The following is a 21,142-nucleotide window of genomic DNA, read 5'->3' on the forward strand; positions in this document are numbered from 1 at the left end:
TCTAATATACATGGCACCTACATTATACCATGTGTTACCAATAAGGACAAGGGTTTTGCGCAGATTGTTGTGCCTACAGGTTTTTGGAATTTGTGCCTGTAAAAATGACGAAAAGCCCTATGTTCCGGGCTTTTCAAGTTAAGGTTGTGCCTTTTTCAGCGATTTACTGTACAATGCAAGTCTGTAGGCCTTCGGGCCTTTTGTTACAATAAAAAACGCCGCGGGCAAGTGTTTTCCCGGGCAATCACAAAATTCGACATATTTCAATCAAAAAGCGTTCTCATACCACCTTAGGCTTATACCTGCATCGTCGGTCATAATCGCCACCACATCAAAGCGGAAATTAAATCCCTTCAGGTTGTTTTCTGATGCATACCAGCGGCCAAGCTTCTGAAGCTGCCTCTGTTTTGCTGGAGTCACTGCTTCGTGCGGGGCGCCAAACCGATTTGTGCTACGGGTTTTCACCTCTGCAAAAATTACAATATCATTGGATTTGAGAACTAAATCAATCTCCCCCCAGCGACAGCGGTAGTTCCTGTTCAAAATTTGATACCCACGTTCAATCGCGGCTTTTTCAGCCATCTTCTCTCCTATACGGGCCAGCATCTGGCGATTCACTTTGTTTCCACCCCATTGAAACTTCTTCTATGTATCGGAGAGGGACCGTGTTCTTGCAGCGCTGCGCGGTGTTCTGCAGTTGGATAGCCCTTATTAGCAGCAAAACCATACATAGGATACAAGCGGTGATAATGCTGCATCAGCTTGTCCCGATAGACTTTGGCAATAATTGATGCGGCAGCTATCGAGGCACAGTGTTGGTCACCCCGCACCAATGAACGGCAGGGCACTACACCCTCTAGGGAGGGCAAATCCACTGCATCGATCAGCAGATACCCGGCTTTGGTATGTAAATGGCGCCAGGCGGAAAGCATTGCCAGGCGGGTAGCCTCTAAGATATTGACACGATCGATGGTTTCATTTTGAACGACACCGATTCCCACGGCCACTGCTTGGGCACAGATTTCCCGGCTCAGTTGGCGTCGTCGTTTGTCGGCCAACCGTTTAGAATCCCGCAGTCCTTCCAGACGGCAATCTTTAAATACTGTGACCGCCGCCACCACCGGGCCCGCTAACGGGCCGCGACCGACTTCGTCACAACCGCCCACAAGCGTAAAGCCATTATTCATTAACTCCTGCTCCAGTTGCCATTTCGCCATAGATTCACCCCTGTCGGTCCAAGCTGATTTTACCCAAACGTCCGCTCCGGAAATCACGGAGAATTAACTCAGCGGCTTTATCTAAATTTATTTCGCCACCCTTTTGAAAAGCTCCTCTTTTTTCTCCTATCCCTTCCAGACTCAATACGCCAGCACCATACTTTTCCGCCAGTTTGTCGGGGTAAGCTGTTTGCAAATCAGCAAGCAACCAAGTGGCCACTTCCTGAACAGGTAGAATTTCATCCTTGATACATCCGGCTGCTGCTAGCTTGAGTGCAATTAGGTGGTCATCCAGCTTTGGCCAAAGTATGCCCGGGGTATCCAACAACTCCAATTTTGAAGAAATTTTAATCCACTGCTTGGTTTTGGTTACGCCCGGCCGATCCCCAACCTGGGCTGATCGGCGTCCTGCCAAAAGATTGATTAGCGTGGACTTACCCACATTGGGAATCCCCACCACCATTACACGCCAAGGTCGTTGATATCGCAAACGGACACGTTTGCTTAACACAGATTGCAGGAACGCTAGCAGTTTGGTTTTATCTTTATTATTTTTCAGCGATACTGCCAGGGCATCGGTCTGCTGACGACACCAAGTTTCCGACTCAACAGGATCGGCCAAATCAGCTTTTGTAAGAACTGAAATAGTCAGCTTGTCACCGGCCAGCTCCCTTAAGAGCGGGTTTTGACTGCTTTCCGGCAGGCGTGCGTCCAGTAAGTTGACGATGCAGTCCACAGACTTGAGAGCTTCGGCGATCAATCGTCTGGTTTTTGCCATATGCCCGGGATACCAATGGATGTTCACCCAACCACCTCCACAACAAAAATGGGGACAAAATGTCCCCATGCTTAGCGTTTTGCTTCTTTGATTCGGGCAGCCTTGCCCCGAAGCTGACGCAGGTAGTAAAGCTTTGCCCTACGTACCCGTCCCCGACGCACAACTTCCAACTTTTCAATTTTGGGCGTATGCAAAGGGAAAGTTCTTTCCACACCGACGCCATAGGAAATTCTGCGCAATGTAAAGCTCTCCCGCAGGCCGGAACCGCGCCGCTTGATGACAACGCCTTCAAAAATCTGAATCCGTTCCCGGGAACCTTCTACAACCCGAACATGGGCGCGGACAGTATCACCCGGTTTGAAATCGGGAATATCTTTTTTAAATTGTTCTTTTTCAACTTCATGAATGATTTTCATGCTTTTGCCTCCTTTCAGGTGTAATGCACCTGAATAACCCAGTGTATTATAACACAACCTCTAATCCGACAACAACTCTGGACGCCGGACCCGGGTTTTTTCCAGGGCCTTCTGTCGACGCCAACGAGCAATTTCCGCATGGTGCCCGGATAACAAGATATCGGGCACTTCCATGCCCCGAAAGATCTGGGGCCGGGTATAGTGGGGATATTCCAACAGACCGCTCTCAAAGGACTCATCCATAGCCGAATCTTCATTGCCCAGCACCCCTGGCAGCAGCCGGGTAACGGCATCGGTTATTACCAACGCCGGCAGTTCGCCGCCGGTGAGAATATAGTCGCCAATCGAGACTTCCATTGTCACTGGACCGTCTAAAACCCGCTGATCAATGCCCTCGTAATGGCCACAAAGCAGCACCAGATGCTCTTTGCCGGACAAATCACGGGCTGTGCCCTGAGAGAACTGTTTTCCTCCCGGAGTCAACGCAATGATTTCAGCAGCGGGCTTGCCAGCAGTCAAAAATTCAATCGCACGGAACAGCGGTTCCGGCTTGAGAACCATGCCCGCACCGCCGCCGTAGGGATAATCATCAACTTTGCGATGCTTATCTGTAGAAAACGTACGCAAGTCGACGGCATTTATCTCCACCAGCCCCTTATCCAGGGCACGCTTAAGCATGCTGAACCCGGTAAGCGCCTGGACTACTTCCGGAAACACTGTCACGATGTCAATTCTCATTCCAGCATTCCCTCCTGCAAGCGAACAATGACTTCGTGGCTATCCACATCTATCCGGAGAACAACTTCTTTCAGCGCTGGAATCAAGTACCTTTTTCCCTGTGCTTCAACCTGGAAAACATCGTTTGCAGGCAAACTGAATACCTCAGTAATGGTTCCCAAGGTTGAACCGTCTTCTGTACTGACCCTGGCTCCAATAAGCTGATAAATATACCACTTGCCAGCAGGAAGCGGCACTGCATCCTCGTAAGGCACCACTGCTTCTCGGCCTCGCAGCGCTTCCGCGGCATTCCTGTCATCAACGCCTTTTAGATGGACAATGATAACATTTTTATGCAGCCGCGCTGAAATCAGCTCGAACTCGGTAATTTTGCTATCAGCTGCGCGCAAACATAAAGCGTCCATTTCCAGGAAACGCTCGGGAAAGTCAGTAAGCGGATAGATCTTTATATCGCCACGGACACCATGGGCGCCAACAATTTCACCGATAACCAACATTTTAATTTACCTAAACAATATCCACATTTACGCGTTTATCGGCCTTGGTGGCCGCAGCACTGACCACCAAACGCAGCGCCTTAGCAATTTTACCGTTCTTGCCGATAACCTTGCCCATATCCTCCGGAGCGACTTTCAGTTCCAGCAGGATGTTGCGGCTGGTAATTTTTTTGGTTACCTGGACCGCATCCGGATTGTCCACCAATGACTTAGCTACATACTCCAACAAAGCATCCATTGGCACGCCCTCCAATTACAAAATACCCTGGTTTTTCAGGATACCACGAACTGTGTCAGATGGTTGGGCTCCCTTGGCCAACCACTCCCGAGCCTTGTCAGCATCTACCTTTACTTCGGCGGGCTGGGACACGGGGTTGTAATAGCCGATTTCCTCAATAAACCTGCCGTCGCGGGGTGATCTGGAATCCGCGATAACAATCCTGTAAAAAGGGTTTTTCTTGGCTCCAAGTCTTCTTAGACGCATTCTCACTGCCATATTTATTCACCTCCTGGAATTAATTAAAATTTAAATGGGAAAGGAAATTTTCCCTTCTTGTGTGCTTTTTTCGGGTTCAACTGTTTAAACATTTTTTGCATCATCGAGAACTGTTTAAGCAGCTTGTTTACCTGCTGAACGCTGGTGCCGCTTCCCCTGGCAATCCGTTTGCGCCGAGAGCCGTTAATTATCTCCGGATTATTTCGCTCCCTGGCTGTCATTGACGAGATTATTGCGTCAAAGCGGGCAATCTCTTTCTCGTCAAAATTAATGTTTCCTAACTTATGTGCTCCCGGAAGCATGCCCAACATATCTTCCACAGAGCCCATATTGCGAAATTGCTGTAATTGCTCCCTGAAATCTTCAAGCGTGAATTTTTGCTGACGTAATTTATCTTGCAGTTCCAGGGCCTTCTCTTGGTCGAAAGCGGCCTGTGCTTTCTCAATCAGAGTCAGCACATCGCCCATACCAAGAATCTGAGACGCCATGCGGTCGGGATGAAATACCTCCAACTGGTCAGTTTTTTCACCCATACCGACAAATTTTATTGGCTTTCCGGTTACGGCGCGCATGGAAATAGCCGCGCCACCTCTCGTATCACTGTCTAGCTTTGTAAGAATTATACTATCCACAAGATTCTGTCCTGCAAAACTGATGGCAATATTGACTGCATCCTGACCAGTCATCGCGTCAACCACCAAAATGGATTCAGTGGGATCAACAAGTGCATATACTTCGCGCAATTCGTCCATCAACGCCTCGTCCACATGCAGCCGACCGGCGGTATCAAAGATGGCGACATCATAATCAGTCAATAATTTGCTGGCAGCCCGGGCCCGGGAAACCGGGTCAGCGCCAGCGGGATCAAGATAATCCACTTCGATTTCAGAGGCTAATAATTCCAGTTGTTCCATGGCCGCAGGCCGGTATGTGTCGAGACTGATTAAGGCCACTTTTTTGCCTCGACTTTTTAGAAGCCGGGCAAGTTTTGCAGCGGAGGTGGTCTTCCCCATTCCCTGTAGGCCTACCAGCATATAAACAGATATTGGCTTGGCGGTCTCAAGGTCGACACTGGCCTCACCCAGCAACCGGGTTAACTCTTCATTGACAATTTTGATTACATTTTGTCCAGGAGTTAACGAGTTGAGCACCTCGCTGCCAACACAACGCTCCTGGAGAACTTTGATAAAGTCTTTGACGACTTTAAAATTAACATCAGCCTCCAGCAAAACCAGCTTAATCTCCCGGAGCGCAGCTTTTACATCCTTTTCACTAAGCCGACCGCGACCGCGCAAATTGCCGACAATATCCTGCAGGCGTTTGGATAGTCCAGAAAATACCATTGAAACAATCCTCTCATAATTCTTTGATTTTCTCAGCTAGAGTTAGTAACTCTCTGTCAACAGATTTAGCTTTTAGACTGGTTTGCAATTCGGAGATTAGCTCCGAACGCATTTGATGTTTGGACAATAAAGCTAATTTTTGTTCATAATTCTCTAATTGGCTTATCACCCGCCGCAGCATGTCATACACAGCCTGCCTGCTGATGGATAAATTCTCAGCAATTTCTGCCAGCGTCAAATCAAATTGGTAATAGGACTCAAACAATTCCCGCTGGCGGTCTGTCAACAGAACCGCATAAAAATCATAGAGCATATTAAGACGGGTTGTTTTTTCAATTGACAAATAAAACCACCTGCTTGTAAAGGAAAATTGCTTTACATTGGCCAGTCTAAACCAAATTTGGTCCAATGTCAACTCTACTGTTTATATGTTTCAGCATTTTTAGGTTGACGTCTGCTAAAAATATAAACAGAGGAGGGATAAAACAATGAAAAAATCCAACAACTTTCAAGATATCTTTAATAAAGAGCGGTTTCAACAGGAATTAGCCGAAGAAATAAGCAAAGATTTTCGTAAAAATCGCCACAAGTAGTGGCGATTTTTTTACTTGCAAAATTCTTTTTTTAGTACCTGTCTTGCTCTATAAATCCTTCCCCGAACCGATTCCAGCGAGGATTGGGTAAGCTTGGCAATCTCATTGTATGAGTAGCCATAATGCACATGCAGCAGCAAAACATTGCGTTGGACGTGCGGCAAGTTTGCAAGCATTTGCTTGAGGCCGGAGAACTCATAACCATCAAACTGGGTTTGTAATTCTCGGATTCTTTCCAGCGGCACAGTGCATAATCTCGACATTCGCCTGCGTTGGTCTCTGTAGAGATTTAACACGACCCTGTAGACCCAACTAAAAAAACTGGCTTTCTCCACGAAAGTCGTCTATTTTTGCCCGTACCTTAAGCACAGCTTCCTGGGTGAGATCGTCAGCTTCAAATCGGTTGCCGGTAAGTTTGATTGCAAGCGCAAAGATCCTGGTTCGCAAATCGTTCCAGCAGATTTCAGCCCTTACTCCGTGGACGGTCAGTCATTAACTGTCTCCGGTATCAGGGCGTCCACATACTCCCCGCTAGAAAATGCCAGCAGGTCGTCAAGGGTTTCCCCCACACCCAAATAGCGGACAGGGACCTGGTATTTTTGCACCAAAGCAACAGCAATGCCGCCCTTGGCAGTTCCATCAAGCTTGGTAAGAATAATACCATCCGGCTTTATCCACTCGTGAAAAACGGCAAACTGATCAATGGCAGCCTGACCGGTTCCCGCATCGATGGTCATCAAGACTTCCACATTTTCTTCGCCAATTTTACGGGCCACTCTGACAATTTTCTCCAATTCGCGCATTAAATTCTTATTAACATGCAGGCGCCCGGCTGTATCGCAAATAATTACATCAGCCTTTTGTGCCTGACCAGAATTCAGGCCGTCATAAATTACTGATGCGGGGTCGGATTTTGGTTTACCAATTATACATTCAGTATTTGTACGTTGACACCAAGCTTCCAACTGGCGATCAGCCGCGGCGCGAAAAGTATCACAGCCTATCACAAATGGGGTTTTATTCTCATTTTTAAAGCGGTGGCAAAGCTTGCCAACAGTTGTGGTCTTTCCAGATCCGTTTACGCCAACCAAAACAATAATTTTACTCTCTCTTGCGACATCGCCAGCTTGAAGCAATTCTTGCAAGCCAGCCTTTAAAGAGTGGGCCAATTGGTCCGGTGCCGGCTTAGTTTGTCGCAAGTCGTCCAACAGTTTTTCGGTAGCACTGGGACCTACATCAGCCAACAACAGAAATTCCTCCAACTCTTCAAGAATTTCTGTCCGGGACCCACCGCTGCCAGAAACGATATCTGCTAGGGAGTCCTTGAGTTTGGCACGAGTTTTTGCCAGTCCTCTGCCTAATTTGTCAAGCAAGCCCATAAACTGCATCACCTTTTTTTGATTGATTATTAAGCGTAACTGAAATTAGTCGCGAGGAGCCTGCCGTGTCGATGGTTACCCCATACAGACTATGGGCATGCTCCATCGTTTCCCGGCGGTGGGTTATTAAAATAAACTGCATTGATTCGGCCAACTTGCTCAAATAACCGGCGAATCTGACGATATTGACATCATCCAATGCTGCCTCAATTTCATCCAGAATGCAAAACGGTACTGGCTTTACAGACAACAATGCGAATAACAGGGCAATCGCTGTCATTGCTTTCTCGCCGCCGGACAGCAGAGACAGACTTTGAATTCGTTTTCCTGGTGGTTGGGCAAAAATTTCTACCCCGGACTCAAACAAATCTTCTTGATTGCTCAGGGAGAGATAGGCAGTGCCACCCCGAAACAAAGTCTTAAATATTTCAGTGAAATTTTTCTGGACCTGACTGAAGGTTTCACTGAACATCTCACTAATTTTGGCATCTAGTTCCTGAATCAATGTGGTGATATCCTGTTCTGCAGCCAATAAATCGTTGCGCTGACTGGATAAAAATTGTAAACGTTCCCGGAACTTATCGTACTGCTTTATAGCAGCGATATTAACTTCACCGAGATCAAGAATTTCTGTCTTAATCGCTTTCAAACGGCGATTAAGCTCCGTTGTACCCAGAGCGGAATCCTTATGAGCCAAAGCCGACTGGCAGTCAATACGGAACTTTTCTGCCAGCTCTTTTTCAAGTGCCTCTTTCTCCGCTTGCCAACGGGCCTGTTTTAAGTCTGCTTCATGTATGCTGCTCCTAATGCGAGAGATCTCTGCCTCGATTGCTGAGCGTGCTTGCTCCCCTTCATCAAGCTTGAGCTGGATAGAGACAGCTTCGCTCTCCAAAGCGCTTAGTTCACTCTCCAGCTTGAGCTCCATGCTTCGGTTTTCCCGGCCTGTTGCCTGCAGATTGGCAATCTGTGCATCTAAACCTTCAATCTGTTGCTGATAACGCGCCTGGGCTTCCTGGTTAGTTTCCAATTGGCTCTCTACAGAGGTTATTTGTTTGTGCAGTTGGCGGAGCTGTTGCTCAGCATTCTGCTCTTCATTTTTAATTGAGAGTAATGTAAGTTGTAAACGATTTTCCGCAGATGACCAAAGGGTGTGCTGAGCCTCTATCTCGGATTTATATGCTTGCAGCTTGTTCTTGGTAGATTGTAACTGCTTTAGGTTTACTTGCCCGCTGCTGACTTCGCTATCAAGGCTGTTTATTATCGCTTGCGTGGCGCCGAGCTTAGTTTGTTCCTGGATCAATAACTCCTTGAGCTCCTGCTCCCGCTGTTCTTGTTGTTCAAATTCAGCCTGAAGCCGTTGCAATTTTGCGTTCAGCGAAAGGACCTCTTCTTGACTGCGTTCAAGCCTGGCGGAGACTTCGGCCCGGGCAGCGCGTTTCTCTGCCAACTCCTTGTCCTGATTCAGCAATTTTTCGTGAGCAGTTTTAAGCTGCTCTTCGCCTAACCTAATTTCGGTTGCCAGCCTTTGCAACCTTGCTTTGCGCTGGAGAATACCGCCTTTATTTTTACTGGGAGCGCCTCCGGTATAAAATCCTCTGTTTATTATGTCCCCTTCAATGGTAACAATTTTGTAGCGTTGATTTGCCTGGCGTGCAATCTTGACGGCGTCCTCTAGTTTATTAACCACAAGGACATTGCCCAAAAGCATATTGACTACCGGCTGCAGTTTAGAATCATACTCCACAAGATCGGCAGCAATTCCAACAGCCTCAGTAGGCAATGAGGAATTAGTTCTGGGATGACTATTGACCGTTTGGGGGATAAAAGTCGCGCGCCCGCGACCGGATTGCTTTAAATACTCGATCGCCTTTTGACAGGCCACATCATCTTGACAAACTATGTTCTGCATGCTGGCGCCCAAAGCCGTCTCCACCGCCAAAGTGTAATCTGGTTTTTTTACCTTGATAATCTCAGCGACGGCGCCGATAATGCCCGATAACTTGCCCTTGCCAGCAGCTTGCAGAACATTGCGGGGACCATAACCATAGCCCTCATAGTCAGCGTCCATTGTGCTGATAACCTGAACCTGCTGTTTTAGTCCGTCAATATGGTTACGCGCCCTTTGGTGGGTATCTGCAATTTGCGCCCGGTTTTGTTCTAGTTCTGAAATTTGTTGTTTGATTGCCTCCAGCCGGAGTTTATCGGCATGATTTTGCTTTGTCAGGTCGGCCTTCTTGTTCGTTTCCGCGTCGATGGTTCGCCTTTGGAGGGCGAGCTCTTGTTGATGGTGTTGAAGACGTTCAGACAGCGATTTGACTTGCTCAGTAAGTTCTGCGGCCAATACCTTGGCCTGGTCCTGGTCAGAGGTTGCTTTGGAACTCTGGGTAACTGCGCCAATAATCTCATTATCGGTCCGGGACAAATAGGAGGTAAGCTTGGCGTCTATGCGCCTGATTGCTTCCAACACCCGTTGATTACGATCCAAGGCAGTATTAAATAATTCTTTTTGTCTGGAGAATTGAAAAACTTTCTTTTTCTCCGCCTCTACATGCTGCTGCAGGTCCAAAATTTCGGCCTGGAGTTTATGCATTTCTTCCTCGGATTTACTGCGCATAGTCAGATAATCCTGAAGCCGTTCATTTGCCAATCGCAACTGATAATCTGCGGCCGTGATATCGCTGGCAAGTTTGGTTTTTTTCTGTCGTATCCCTGACGCCTGCTCCTGAACTGAACTTAGTTGCTGGCTAAGATGTTGAAGATTTGACGCCAGAGCGGCAAGCTCATTGTTTTTCCCGTCCACGATAGCCAGCGCGGCTGTTTTGTTATCGGCTTGCTCGGTTAGTTTTTCTGTCAAATCGCTATACCGGTTGGCCCACTGCACCAACTCCAATTTGTCGTATTCATCTTTAAGTTGCAAAAACCTTCTGGCCCGTTGGGCCCCAGCAGCCAAATCTGCCTGCTGGGCATCAAGTTCATGAATAATATCTTCCAGGCGAGTTAAGTTGGCCCGGGTATCTGACAACTTTTTAAATGCATCTTTTTTGCGAATCTTATACACCGAAATACCAGCGGCTTCTTCAAACATCAGCCTGCGTTCTTCCGGGCGGCTGTTAATAACTTCTTCAACTTGCCCCTGACCGATTATCGCATATGTACCTTTTCCCAAAGAAGCTGTCGCCAACAGCTCTTGGATATCTTTTAAGCGACAGGGCACTCGGTTTATAAAATACTCACTTTCGCCGGAGCGATAAAGCCTACGGGTCAGGGTAATTTCATTAAAATCAAGGGGAAGTGTATGGTGAGAGTTGTCCAGAACAATACTTACTTCTGCATAGTTTTTATAAAGACTCTTTTGGCTGCCTGCAAAAAAGACATCTTCCATTTTGTTGGCCCTGATTGTTCGTGGATTTTGCTCGCCCAACACCCAGCGTATTGCATCAACTACATTGCTTTTGCCACAACCATTTGGCCCGACAAAGGCAGTTATCCCGGGGGAAAAATTGAGCTCAGTCCGCTCTGAAAAAGATTTAAATCCGTATACTTCTAATTTGGTAAGTTGCATAACGGTTTCCCTCCCGGCATATTGTAACACGGCTTAGGGCCAAAGTCGATTATTCAACGCCTTTTTAGCTGCTTGCTGTTCGGCCTGTTTTTTGGTCTTGCCGCTTCCTGAAGAAATTTTTTCTCCATCCACCACCAAATCAACCCAAAAAGTCTTGTCATGATCTGGCCCCGCTTCCTGGGCAAGAAGATATTGATGACTGCCGCCTCTGCTCTGCATTAACTCCTGAAATTCACTTTTATAATCATCAAGTCTTTGAGATTTGAGTACATCATCTATTGCCGACGCAAACAATTGCTCGATTATTTCTTTGGTCTGGTCCAATCCAACCGACAGATAAAGGGCGCCAAGCAGTGCTTCCATGGCATTAGCCAACAATGAAGTCCGTTGTCGTCCGCCTGTCTTTTCCTCGCCCTTGCCCAGCCTCAGTTCTATGCCGATTCCCAATTTCTTAGCCACATTTGCCAGGGTTTCCTCCCTGACAACCGCCGCCCGCTGCCGGGACATCTGGCCTTCACTGAATGTGGAATTATGTAGATAAAGATGTTCGCTAATAATCAACCCTAGAACTGCATCGCCAAGAAACTCAAGGCGTTCGTTATGTTTTGTCTTGCCCGTTGATGAATGGGTAAGGGCTTCGCAGTATAAACTGTGGTTAACAAGACTTTTAATTAAATTCATAGAGCACATAGAGCTACCTCCCTATATGTAATCAAGGCCCATTTAGGGCCTTGATGTTATTGATTATTTTCAATATAGGTGACTATGTCCTTGATTGTCTGGATTTTGCCCAGATCCTCGTCCGGAATCTGCATATCAAATTCCTTTTCCAGGCTCAAAAGCAAATCCATTATGTCCAATGAATCTAATTCCAAATCTGCCTGGAGATTGGTGGAGTCGGTCAGCTCTGCTTCTGCAACCCCTGCCTGGTCAGCAATAATTGAAACTACAGTTGCCTTGATATCCATCTGCCTAAAACCTCCCTTCGTTTGATATTCTACTATTTTTTTTTGATATTACAAGACTAATGCTTTTGAATGATAGTCCCTACAACACCGGGGCCTGTGTGCGTGCCAATGACACTTCCGATATCAGAAATGTATGCTTTCTCAACCGGCAGCTCCTTTTGCAGCAATTGTTTAATCTCTTCGGCAAGTTTCGGTTCCTGACCGTGTAAAACTGCAATATCAATCTTGCCATTATAATCTTCGAGAAAACGTTTGGCCTCTTCAACTAAGAATGGGATTACTTTGGCCTGGCCCCGAACCTTGCCCAGGGGGGCCACAAAACCGTCGCTGTCCACGGTAAGCATCGGCTTTACGCTGAGCAGACTGCCTATCAATTTGGCCGCCCGTCCGATACGACCGTTGCGGTGCAGATACTCCAGGGTATCAACGGCAAAAATAATCATCTGGCTGTTGGAATAATGCTCTGCTTTGGCAACGGCATCTTCAACTGTAGCGCCTGCTGCTACCAACTCCGCGGTTTTCAGAACAATTACTCCCAAACCCATTGAAGCTGACTTGGAATTAACTATGTGGATATTTTCTTCCGGCAGCATTGATTTGGCAATGGTCGCCGACTGAAAGGTGCCGCTAAGTTCTTTGGAAATATGGATAGAAATAATTGCATCATAGCCAGAGCCCAGAAGGGTTTTATACACCTTGTGAAAATCGCCCGGGGAAGGCTGACTTGTCCTGGGGGGCACCGTGGAGTCCTTTAATTTAGCAAAGAAACTATCTGTGTCGATATCAATCCCGTCTTTGAAAACTTCCTCGTGAAAATGCACATTCAGAGGAACGACGGTAATCCCATGGGCTGCAACCAAGTCTGGACTTAAATCAGCAGTGCTGTCCGTTACAATCGCAATTTTACTCATTTTTTTCTCCTCCTGACATCGCAGTAATTTTGTCAACAGCGCTTTCCTTTACTAATCGATAGGCCTGCTTAAGTATTGCATTTTTTACTGTCGTGGCATTGGATGAACCATGACATTTTATACAGACCCCGTTAATGCCCAGCAATGGTGCGCCGCCATGCTCTGAGTAGTCTAACTGTCGTTTAAACTTGCGCAATGTATCTTTGAGTAATAACGCCCCCAATTTGGCCTTAATTCCACCATCGACAATTGATGACTTGATGCCGGTAAAAATCGATTGGGCGGTACCTTCCATAGATTTAAGCAAAACATTGCCGACAAAACCATCGCAGATTAAAACATCGCATTCCCCTTTCATAACATCCCTTGCTTCTATGTTCCCCACAAAGTTAAGGCTGTCGTCCGCCGCAAGCATGCTAAATACCTTGCGGACAATATCATTGCCTTTTTCGGGTTCAACGCCTACGTTCAATAAACCAATCCGTGGCGCATTAATATCAAAAACTGTTTTCGCGTATAAAGAACCCATGATTCCAAATTGATAAAGATTTTCCGGTTTCGCATCCATTGTCGCTCCTAGGTCCAGCGCTATAACGCCACGTGCTAATTCGGTTGGCAGAACAGGGGCCAAAGCCGGCTTGGTTATCCCGGGAATGCGTCCGACAATCAGGCTCGCTCCAGCCATAAAAGCGCCGGTATTCCCAGCAGATACTATGGCATCTACTTCCTTATCCTTGAGCATGGTCAGGCATCGAACCAGAGAAGAGTTGCGTTTGCGCCGGATTGCCATTAACGGTTTATCCTCATTTAGTATAACTTCCGGCGCAGACAATATTTCAACCTTTGTTCCCGGATTTAACCTTTTTATTTCTTCGCTGATTCCTACCAGAATAATCTGGGCATCAGGCAACAATTCGGCAGCTTCCAGGGCGCCGGCTACAATTGCTTCGGGAGCATTGTCGCCACCCATTGCATCTACGGCAATCCTCATTTCTTATCCCTCCTGTTCAGTAATTACAGCGATTGAAAACTTGCCAGTAAAAACTGTAGTGTCACTGCTCTTGGTGACAGCCTCCACTGTCACCCGGGTATCGGTCTTCATGACAACTGTCGCGGTGCATTCTAAACGTTCTCCGGCATATACCGGCCGAACAAACTGGATACTTGCGTCAGCCGTTAGGGCCACCGCTGCGTCAACCAGCGCCACTGACAGGGAATTGGCCTGGGCAAAGATATGATGTCCCCGTACGACCTTGGTTTTCTCAAAGATCATCTCCATGGTTGTGTCTAATACCGATTTCCCATGGCTGCCCAATTCCAATTCGCGCAACTGGCCGACCAGCTCCTGCTCCCCTAAAGACTTGATTTTTGCATACGCATCGTGGGCAACTAATTTCACCCGTTCCCGCAGCTCGGGAATTCCCAACTCCATTCTATCCAACCTGATCGTCTGAATGCTGACTTCAAAGTATTTGGCCAGTTTTTCGTCGGACATAAATGGGTTTTTGTCCAGAAGTTTTTGCAATTCAGATTGACGCGTCCGCTTTTTTGAGTGCAATCTTCCTCACCTCACTCTATGTATAACATTGAGGTTCTATTACCTGCTACCAATTATATACGGTTTTTATATACATTACAATAATAAAAAACAGGAAGGGCGATTCCTTCCTGTTTTACATTTAATTTGTATCAACAACGACTTTGTCCCGGTAAAAACCACAATTGGGGCAAACACGATGTGACTGCTTGGGTTCGTGGCATTGGGGACAATGAACCAGATTAGGACTGTTCAATTTCCAGTTTGCACGCCGTTTTGCCTGCCTGGCCTTTGAATGTTTTCGCTTAGGTACTGCCATCTTAACACCTCCTGACCCTTACTTTAAAAGCTTGCCTAGAGCAGCTAGTCGCGGATCAATATTATCTTCGCGACAATCGCATGCCACCCGATTACGGTCTCCGCCGCATTGCGGGCAGAGGCCGGCACAATCCTGCTTACACAGGGGTTTAGCCGGCATTGTCAACAAAATCTGGTCACGAATCGAGTCGGTTACATCGATTTCATCACCAGTAACCGCTTGTATATCCTCGGATGGATTTGATTGATCTGTACGACGACCAAATTGCTCTTGCACTGTCAATTCCTTTTTTTCCTCTATCGGGGCTAGACAGCGGGAACAGGCGATGGAATAGGAGAATTGAACCCGGGCCTCAAACAAATACAAATCACCGGCGTTTGTAACCTGATAGCTGATTATTACCGGCTCCTGCCACTGGACCTCTTCGTATGCCAAGTCCAATTCGCCGACATTTGCTTCCACTGTTCCCTTCAACTCGTTGGCTTTGTTAAATTTAATCGCATGGATGTTTATTCTAACAACCACGAAACCACTCCTGCCGGCTGCAAAAAGCCAATTTTGATATTATTACAATCACCGGGAGATGTCAAGCTATTCAGGAGATAATATCTTTGGTATCCCTGGCAATCATAAGTTCTTCGTTGGTGGGAATCACCAGCACCCGGACACGGGAATCATCTGCGGTGATATCCACAGCTTTGCCGCGCTGATTGTTTTTGGCCTCATCGACGTTCAACCCCAAATACTCCAGGTTCGCGCAAACCTCTAGCCTGGTTTCAGGTGAATTCTCGCCGAGCCCCGCGGTAAAGACTATTGCATCCACACCATTCATCGCTGCGACATAAGCACCGACATACTTGGTGACACGATAGTAATAACTTCTCAAGGCAAGCTGTGCCCGTTCATTTCCATCGGCAGCGGCCTGTTCGATATCGCGGAAGTCGCTGCTAACGCCTGAGAGGCCCAAGACGCCAGATTTTTTGTTCAAAGTGTCATTAACTTCATCTGCACTCATGCCTGCATTATTGATTAGGAAAAAGGGAATCGCTGGATCAATATCGCCGGACCGTGTCCCCATAATCAGGCCTTCCAGCGGTGTGAAGCCCATACTGGTGTCAACAGATTCGCCGTTCTTGACGGCGGCAATACTGGCGCCATTGCCCAGGTGGCATGTGATAATTTTCAAGGATTCCAGGGGCCGCCCCAGCATTTGAGCGGCTTGTTGGGCTACAAATTTATGGGAAGTTCCATGGAAGCCATAACGACGAATGGCATACTTCTCATAAAGCTCAAATGGCAGACCGTAGCAATATGCATAATCAGGCATTGTCTGATGGAAAGCTGTATCAAACACTCCCACCTGCGGCACTTCAGGCAAAACCCCGGTGCACGCTTCAATACCCATGATATTTGGCGGATTATGTAAAGGCGCCAGGTCAACATTACGCTTTAGGGCATCCATAACTTCATCGGTAATCAGAACAGAGCCGGAGAAGGCCTCACCGCCGTGAACCACACGATGGCCGATTGCATCAATGCTGGCCAATGATTTGATGACGCCATGACTGGCATCAGTTAACGCTGCCATTACCATTTCGATGGCATCCTGATGGTTCTTCATATCCTGTTCCAGGGTCACTTTGTCCCGTCCGGCGGGAGTATGAATCAAAGCAGAACCTGGGATGCCAATACGTTCAGCCAAACCCTTTGCGAGCACAGTTTCCTTTTCCATATTGAACAGCTGATACTTGAGCGACGAACTACCACAATTGATAACTAAAATATTCACATCTTTACCTCCAGTCCTTTTTAATGCTATAGTTAGCGAAAAGCCCATCAACTATATATTGTTAACTTAAATGGAGTGATTGTCAATGCCTGAAAGATTACTGGGAGTAATTGCTGAATACAACCCACTACATAACGGTCATCACTACCACCTGAAAAAAGCAAAGGCAGAAACAAACGCAGATTTAGTTCTTGTGGCCATGAGTGGCAATTTTGTTCAACGGGGCGAGCCTGCACTCCTTAATAAATGGATGCGCACAAAACTGGCATTGCAAGCGGGAGCAGACCTGGTAATAGAGCTTCCCTGTTATTTTGCCCTGCAAAGCGCAGAAACATTTGCCCGAGCAGGAATTGGGTTGTTAAATGTCTGTGGAATCAACTGCCTTAGCTTTGGCAGTGAATCCGGCGACCTGGCAACGCTTTCTCGGTTGGCAGAGATTATCGATAATCCAGAAACGCAAAACACTATAAAAACAACTCTTTCTTCAGGCATCACCTATGCCCGAGCGGTGCAAACTGCTGTTGAGCGCAACAATTTATCCTCGGCCTCGGCCTCCCGGCTAATGTCTGGTGCCAACAATATCCTAGGCATTGAGTACATTCGGGCGGCCCGCGCCCTGGGAGCAAATCTTGATTTTCATACAGTTTTGCGTACAGGTCCTGGGCATCACAGCACAGAACCCCATGCATACGGAAGCGCGACGGCTATACGCCAAGCGGTACAGCAAGGGCGAATGAAGGATGCCTGCAAAATGCTTCCTTCCGGGGTACAAGCGACCTTCTTCACAGCACTTGACGAACAAGGTCCGGTATTTATCTCCAATTTTGCCCAAATTATATTTCACAAACTCCGGACCAGCGATGCGGAGCAGCTCAGAAGATTACAGTCGATATCAGAAGGCCTGGAAAACCGCTTCAAAAACCATGCATGGACAACCAATGACCTCTATGAGTTCCTGCGCTTGGTCAAGACCAAACGCTATCCCCGGACCCGGTTGCAGCGCATCCTGATGCAACTGATGCTGGACTTTGAAAACATTCCCCAACCAAAAACTTACACCCCGTATATCCGTGTGCTTGGATATACAGCCCAAGGCCGTTCCCTAGCGAAACGACTTGCAGGCGGCAAAATTCCTGTCATTTTCTCGCCCGCCAAAGACGCAAACCGTTTGGATATCACAGCCCGGGCGCTCTTGAATTTGGACCTCAGAGCCGGTGATTATTACTCGCTGGCCACCCGAAAGCCATTACCGATGGAGCTTACACTTCAGCCTATTGAGGGTTGAACTCAGAACGCTTTTTTTTCAAGACATAGCCAATGGTGCTGATGGTATCCACGGCGGCCTGCTCTCCTTCGGCAACTAATTCATCGACCCGATGAAAATGTGCCGGACTTATGTGTCCTACCTGGGGACGGATCAAGATATCAGTATCGAGAATTGTAGTATTCATTATTTTGCGCTCCATAATATCAATGGTCTGGAACATTACATCAAACATATTGCGCACTGGCTGGTGGGCCACAAATTTGTTGACGTCCACCGCAATTATTACGTCGGCGCCCATCTGCCTGACGACACTTACGGGAACACGGTCGACAATGCCGCCATCCACCAACAACTTGTCGTCAATGGAAATTGGTTTAAAGACCACCGGAATGCTGATGCTGGCGCGGATTGCCGTGGCCAACGCCCCTTTGCTTAGCACAACCGGTTCTCCCCGCTCAATGTCTGTAGCCACAGCTGCAAACGGTCGCGGCAGGTCCTCAATCCGTTGATTTTTTGTCAATAGCTGTAACATGGACTGAATCTTATCCCCACGGACAAAACCCTGGCGAGGAACGGTTAGATCAATCCATGAGCGAGATTGAAGCTCGCTGGCGAATTTTATCATGAACTCCACGTCAAGGCCGAAGCTGTATAAGCCGCCTATCAATGCTCCCATACTGGTCCCCGCGATATAATCGATGGGGATTTTATATTTTTCCAGTACACGCAGAACACCCAGGTGGGCAATACCCCGGGCAGAACCAGCGCCAAGGGCCAGCCCAATTTTTGGTCTATCAGACATTTTCCTTCCTCCATAGTAGTGTTTTTAACACTCCACGTTAAAAAACACTAATAAAATCCTAGATTACAAATAAATTAGATATTGCAAGGGGGGAGAGTTTTGACAATCACACGCAAAAGACGATTGGCGTTTTATATGTTTGCCCTAATTGGTTTTACACTCACATTTTCCATGGTTTTATTTCCTGAAAATGCATTTCAGGCAGCTGTTCGTGGTTTAGATGTCTGGTGGAATGTGGTATTTCCAGCGCTCTTGCCTTTTTTTATAGCCGCCGAAATACTCATGGGATTGGGAGTTGTGCATTTTATGGGTGTGATGCTTGAACCGCTGATGCGTCCCCTGTTTCGTGTACCGGGGTCAGGGGCGTTTGTCATGTCTGTCGGACTGGCATCAGGATTCCCCATTGGTGCAATCCTAACTGCAAAACTCCGCTCCCAAAATATGATCAGCAAGGAAGAAGGCGAACGGTTGATGTCCTTCACCAACACAGCTGACCCGCTCTTTATGTTTGGCGCCGTCGCCGTCGGCATGCTTGCTTATCCGCAAATCGGCTATACAATTGCTGTCGCCCACTATCTTTCAAGCATCAGTGTCGGTCTGCTGATGCGGTTTCACAAACCCTCCGCCGCCCCGTCATCAGCTCCCGGCTCAAAACGCCAATTTATTCTTATTCGTGCAGCAAAAAGTCTTGTCGAGGCAAGAACTAAAGAACAACGTCCCTTTGGCAAGTTGATGGGTGACGCAGTACGTAATTCAGTCAGTTCCCTATTATTGGTCGGCGGATTTATTATCAGCTTTTCGGTAGTCATCGAGATTCTCAATGCGTCTGGAATTGTTGCCTGGATTGCAGAAATTTTTGCTGTATCCAGCGACTACCTGCTGCTGATCACAAATGGCATTTTAGAAATAACTCTGGGCTGTCAGGTGGCGTCCCAGTCATCGTTGGCAATGACTCATAAAATAATGGCAGTAAGTGGGGTAATCGCTTGGAGCGGTCTATCTGTCCACGGTCAAGTGGCAAGCATAATCAGCGGCACCGACCTCGACATAAAACCATACCTGGTGGCACGGGCTATTCATGCCACGTTGGCTGCGGTCTACACCCTACTATTGTTCCAGTTTGATTTAGTTCCTGCCCTGGATGCATCAGTGCCCATTTACGCCACCTTGGAGTTGGGGCAGAGATATTTGCTGTCAGCATCGGTGCTTGGTAGAGTTATGACCGGCTGGGTGCTGCTAGCTGTCGGTGTCGGCCTGTTTCAGGCTATTTCCCGCTTGCGCCTTTCTATATTTAAAGTTAAATCTGGGCTTTAATTTGGGCCTGAATGATATCATGAATAGAATCAGGAACCAGACCACGGATACAGCCATCAAGTCGGGCCACTTCTTTAACCATGCTGGAACTTAAAAACGAATACTTGCTGTTAGTTGTCAAAAATAAAGTTTCAATTTCATCCCCGATCTTTTTATTCATCAACGCCATTTGAAATTCATATTCAAAATCAGAAATCGCCCGCAACCCTTTGACAATCACTTGCGCTTCCCTTTCCCGGGCTGCTTCCACCAATAGACCGGAGAACGTAATGATTTCAACATTGGGCAACTGGCCAGTAACCTGATTTAGCAAATCAATCCGCTGTTCAACTGTGAACAGTGGATTTTTGCTTGCGTTGGTGGCGACGGCCACATACAAGTGCTCAAAGATCCTACTGGCTCGGGTGATTATGTCCAAGTGCCCCATGGTTACCGGGTCAAAACTACCCGGGCAAATTGCCTTTGTCATGTTTTCACCTCGTTTCATTTCGAAAAAAAGTTACCGCAGTATCTCCATAGCGACGGGACTGAATCTCCACAAGGGCAGTTTCTGTTACCGGGGGCAAATCGATGTTATGTTCAACAGCCATAATACCATCCGGTTTAAGGCACCCGGCAGCTAATCCTAGTACGCGCTTATAATTCCCGATTTCTTCATAGGGGGGGTCTATATAGACAAAATCAAATTTCTGTTGTTCCATCGCCAATTGCCTGCACGCCAGCGCCGCGTCCCGGCATACAAGCTTAGATTTATTAACAAGCTCAAGATTTCTTAGGTTCTCCCTCAGCACCGGACATACCCGTGGGCTTTTTTCTACAAAAGTACAGTGGTCTGCGCCCCGGCTCAGGGCCTCGATGCCAATGGCGCCGGTGCCGGCAAATAAATCCAACCACCGACTGCCGAGTATTCTTGCTTGTACTATGTTGAATATTGCTTCCCGGACCCTGCTGGCCGTAGGCCGGGTTCCCTTGCCTTTTAGGGACTTAAGCGTTCTGCCCCGTAAACTCCCACCGGTTATGCGCATATTTTCACCTCCTGTTGATTGTAACATATCATAAAAATTTCCGGCAAACTAAAATAAAATTGGGGATCGTGTCAAGTCATTGTAGGTTTTTTGAAGAACCTCGTATGCTTAAATAGCGGTAATGCTATTTAAGCCTTTTAAGGCTTGTCGGGTGAAATTGCTGCCGCCCTGGTAAAGTGGAACGTTGTTAT

General features: G+C 47.3%; 27 protein-coding genes. 2 read left to right on the forward strand and 25 right to left on the reverse strand.

Annotation, left to right across the window (positions count from 1 at the left end; genetic code table 11):
* Positions 1 to 267 precede the first annotated feature (267 nt).
* From FH749_11300 to FH749_11405, 22 genes are all read right to left on the reverse strand, one after another.
* Positions 268 to 618, reverse strand: coding sequence for a YraN family protein (locus FH749_11300; protein ID MTI96048.1), 351 nt, complete (start codon positions 616 to 618; stop codon positions 268 to 270).
* Positions 615 to 1,217 (reverse strand): ribonuclease HII, encoded by a 603-nt coding sequence (locus tag FH749_11305; GenBank protein MTI96049.1) that lies wholly within the window; start codon positions 1,215 to 1,217, stop codon positions 615 to 617. The genes FH749_11300 and FH749_11305 overlap by 4 nt, the downstream gene beginning before the upstream one ends.
* A 4-nt stretch (positions 1,218 to 1,221) precedes the next feature.
* Positions 1,222 to 2,022, reverse strand: a complete 801-nt coding sequence (ylqF, locus tag FH749_11310; GenBank protein ID MTI96050.1) for a ribosome biogenesis GTPase YlqF — start codon at positions 2,020 to 2,022, stop codon at positions 1,222 to 1,224.
* A 44-nt stretch (positions 2,023 to 2,066) separates the two neighbouring features.
* Complete coding sequence (locus tag FH749_11315; protein MTI96051.1) at positions 2,067 to 2,411, reverse strand: 50S ribosomal protein L19; 345 nt, start codon at positions 2,409 to 2,411, stop codon at positions 2,067 to 2,069.
* A 60-nt stretch (positions 2,412 to 2,471) separates the two neighbouring features.
* The gene (trmD, locus tag FH749_11320; GenBank protein ID MTI96052.1) at positions 2,472 to 3,149 is read right to left on the reverse strand and encodes a tRNA (guanosine(37)-N1)-methyltransferase TrmD; all 678 of its coding nucleotides are present in this window, start codon (positions 3,147 to 3,149) and stop codon (positions 2,472 to 2,474) included.
* Positions 3,146 to 3,646, reverse strand: a complete 501-nt coding sequence (gene rimM, locus FH749_11325; protein ID MTI96053.1) for a 16S rRNA processing protein RimM — start codon at positions 3,644 to 3,646, stop codon at positions 3,146 to 3,148. The genes trmD and rimM overlap by 4 nt, the downstream gene beginning before the upstream one ends.
* A gap of 10 nt (positions 3,647 to 3,656) precedes the next feature.
* Positions 3,657 to 3,884, reverse strand: coding sequence for a KH domain-containing protein (locus FH749_11330; protein ID MTI96054.1), 228 nt, complete (start codon positions 3,882 to 3,884; stop codon positions 3,657 to 3,659).
* 15 nt (positions 3,885 to 3,899) lie between these two features.
* Positions 3,900 to 4,142, reverse strand: a complete 243-nt coding sequence (gene rpsP, locus FH749_11335) for a 30S ribosomal protein S16 (GenBank protein ID MTI96055.1) — start codon at positions 4,140 to 4,142, stop codon at positions 3,900 to 3,902.
* A gap of 23 nt (positions 4,143 to 4,165) precedes the next feature.
* Positions 4,166 to 5,485: a signal recognition particle protein gene (locus tag FH749_11340; GenBank protein MTI96056.1), complete on the reverse strand. Its 1,320-nt coding sequence runs from the start codon at positions 5,483 to 5,485 to the stop codon at positions 4,166 to 4,168.
* Between the two features lie 13 nt (positions 5,486 to 5,498).
* Positions 5,499 to 5,828 (reverse strand): YlxM family DNA-binding protein, encoded by a 330-nt coding sequence (locus FH749_11345; GenBank protein ID MTI96057.1) that lies wholly within the window; start codon positions 5,826 to 5,828, stop codon positions 5,499 to 5,501.
* A 261-nt stretch (positions 5,829 to 6,089) separates the two neighbouring features.
* Positions 6,090 to 6,341 carry a hypothetical protein gene (locus FH749_11350; protein ID MTI96058.1) on the reverse strand — a complete coding sequence of 84 codons (252 nt, stop codon included), beginning with the start codon at positions 6,339 to 6,341 and terminating at the stop codon, positions 6,090 to 6,092.
* A 49-nt stretch (positions 6,342 to 6,390) separates the two neighbouring features.
* On the reverse strand, positions 6,391 to 6,567 hold the full coding sequence (locus FH749_11355) for a hypothetical protein (GenBank protein ID MTI96059.1): 177 nt from the start codon (positions 6,565 to 6,567) through the stop codon (positions 6,391 to 6,393).
* Positions 6,564 to 7,466, reverse strand: a complete 903-nt coding sequence (ftsY, locus tag FH749_11360; GenBank protein ID MTI96060.1) for a signal recognition particle-docking protein FtsY — start codon at positions 7,464 to 7,466, stop codon at positions 6,564 to 6,566. The genes FH749_11355 and ftsY overlap by 4 nt, the downstream gene beginning before the upstream one ends.
* Complete coding sequence (gene smc / locus FH749_11365; protein ID MTI96061.1) at positions 7,444 to 11,019, reverse strand: chromosome segregation protein SMC; 3,576 nt, start codon at positions 11,017 to 11,019, stop codon at positions 7,444 to 7,446. Before smc ends, ftsY begins: the two co-directional genes overlap by 23 nt.
* Before the next feature lie 33 nt (positions 11,020 to 11,052).
* Positions 11,053 to 11,709 (reverse strand): ribonuclease III, encoded by a 657-nt coding sequence (rnc, locus tag FH749_11370; GenBank protein MTI96062.1) that lies wholly within the window; start codon positions 11,707 to 11,709, stop codon positions 11,053 to 11,055.
* A 47-nt stretch (positions 11,710 to 11,756) separates the two neighbouring features.
* The gene (gene acpP / locus FH749_11375) at positions 11,757 to 11,987 is read right to left on the reverse strand and encodes an acyl carrier protein (protein ID MTI96063.1); all 231 of its coding nucleotides are present in this window, start codon (positions 11,985 to 11,987) and stop codon (positions 11,757 to 11,759) included.
* A 56-nt stretch (positions 11,988 to 12,043) separates the two neighbouring features.
* Entirely contained in the window at positions 12,044 to 12,898 is an 855-nt protein-coding gene (locus FH749_11380; GenBank protein ID MTI96064.1) for a DegV family protein, read from the reverse strand.
* Complete coding sequence (plsX, locus tag FH749_11385) at positions 12,891 to 13,889, reverse strand: phosphate acyltransferase PlsX (protein ID MTI96065.1); 999 nt, start codon at positions 13,887 to 13,889, stop codon at positions 12,891 to 12,893. The genes FH749_11380 and plsX overlap by 8 nt, the downstream gene beginning before the upstream one ends.
* Before the next feature lie 3 nt (positions 13,890 to 13,892).
* On the reverse strand, positions 13,893 to 14,456 hold the full coding sequence (fapR, locus tag FH749_11390; protein ID MTI96066.1) for a transcription factor FapR: 564 nt from the start codon (positions 14,454 to 14,456) through the stop codon (positions 13,893 to 13,895).
* A 121-nt stretch (positions 14,457 to 14,577) separates the two neighbouring features.
* The gene (locus FH749_11395; GenBank protein MTI96067.1) at positions 14,578 to 14,754 is read right to left on the reverse strand and encodes a 50S ribosomal protein L32; all 177 of its coding nucleotides are present in this window, start codon (positions 14,752 to 14,754) and stop codon (positions 14,578 to 14,580) included.
* Positions 14,755 to 14,772: 18 nt separating this feature from the next.
* Positions 14,773 to 15,279 carry a DUF177 domain-containing protein gene (locus tag FH749_11400; GenBank protein ID MTI96068.1) on the reverse strand — a complete coding sequence of 169 codons (507 nt, stop codon included), beginning with the start codon at positions 15,277 to 15,279 and terminating at the stop codon, positions 14,773 to 14,775.
* 70 nt (positions 15,280 to 15,349) lie between these two features.
* Positions 15,350 to 16,591 carry an acetate kinase gene (locus FH749_11405; protein MTI96069.1) on the reverse strand — a complete coding sequence of 414 codons (1,242 nt, stop codon included), beginning with the start codon at positions 16,589 to 16,591 and terminating at the stop codon, positions 15,350 to 15,352.
* 37 nt (positions 16,592 to 16,628) lie between these two features.
* On the opposite strand from FH749_11405, the gene FH749_11410 reads away from it, so the two are divergent.
* The gene (locus FH749_11410) at positions 16,629 to 17,828 is read left to right on the forward strand and encodes a nucleotidyltransferase (protein MTI96070.1); all 1,200 of its coding nucleotides are present in this window, start codon (positions 16,629 to 16,631) and stop codon (positions 17,826 to 17,828) included.
* Here FH749_11410 and FH749_11415 read toward each other — a convergent pair.
* The gene (locus tag FH749_11415; protein MTI96071.1) at positions 17,815 to 18,612 is read right to left on the reverse strand and encodes a patatin family protein; all 798 of its coding nucleotides are present in this window, start codon (positions 18,610 to 18,612) and stop codon (positions 17,815 to 17,817) included. The genes FH749_11410 and FH749_11415 overlap by 14 nt on opposite strands.
* Positions 18,613 to 18,711: 99 nt before the next feature.
* Between FH749_11415 and ylbJ the strand changes: the two genes are divergently transcribed.
* Positions 18,712 to 19,926, forward strand: a complete 1,215-nt coding sequence (gene ylbJ, locus FH749_11420; protein MTI96072.1) for a sporulation integral membrane protein YlbJ — start codon at positions 18,712 to 18,714, stop codon at positions 19,924 to 19,926.
* On the opposite strand, the gene coaD is transcribed toward ylbJ, so the two are convergent.
* Positions 19,910 to 20,395, reverse strand: a complete 486-nt coding sequence (gene coaD, locus FH749_11425) for a pantetheine-phosphate adenylyltransferase (protein MTI96073.1) — start codon at positions 20,393 to 20,395, stop codon at positions 19,910 to 19,912. The two genes, ylbJ and coaD, sit on opposite strands and share 17 nt — an antisense overlap.
* Before the next feature lie 4 nt (positions 20,396 to 20,399).
* Positions 20,400 to 20,978 (reverse strand): 16S rRNA (guanine(966)-N(2))-methyltransferase RsmD, encoded by a 579-nt coding sequence (rsmD, locus tag FH749_11430; protein MTI96074.1) that lies wholly within the window; start codon positions 20,976 to 20,978, stop codon positions 20,400 to 20,402.
* Positions 20,979 to 21,142 lie beyond the last annotated feature (164 nt).

Source organism: Bacillota bacterium (genome assembly GCA_009711825.1).
Lineage (GTDB): Bacteria > Bacillota > Proteinivoracia > UBA4975 > VEMY01 > VEMY01.